Annotated in this window: 1 protein-coding gene; it reads right to left on the minus strand. The window is 42.4% G+C overall.

Features of this window, described 5'->3' with window-relative positions; translation table 11 throughout:
- On the minus strand, positions 1 to 440 hold a 440-nt coding region (locus AC1DDK_RS26150), incomplete at both ends, for an immunoglobulin domain-containing protein (protein WP_477634196.1).

Genomic DNA, 440 nt, shown 5'->3' on the forward strand with positions numbered 1-440 from the left:
TTAGATCCCCTTACAGTTACATARTAAGTTKTKGTKGCRGTTAAYAMTGGWGTAKTAAATTCTGCTCCGGTAAATACTGCATTGGTTAASGCRGCATCASTRTACCAGGTAAATACYGGATYAGTTACTGTTGTGCTGCTTGCTGTTAATTTAGCAGTTGTTCCCAGGCAAATCGGCGCCCCTGCACCCGCCACTGTAATATCAGATGCTATTGCAGGTGGGTTAACAGTTAAGGTTACAACTTTAGCATTCGCTGCTGCGTTTTCACACTTATTAGAACCTCTTACGGTTACATAATAAGTAGTGGTTGCTGTTAATACTGGAGTAGTAAATTCTGCTCCGGTAAATGCTACATCGGTTAGCGCAGCATCTTTATACCAGGTGAATATTGGGTTTGTTACTGTTGTACTGCTTGCGGTTAGCTTAGCAGTTGCACCTGC

The sequence above is a fragment of the Pedobacter sp. 05T44 genome (assembly GCF_056395985.1).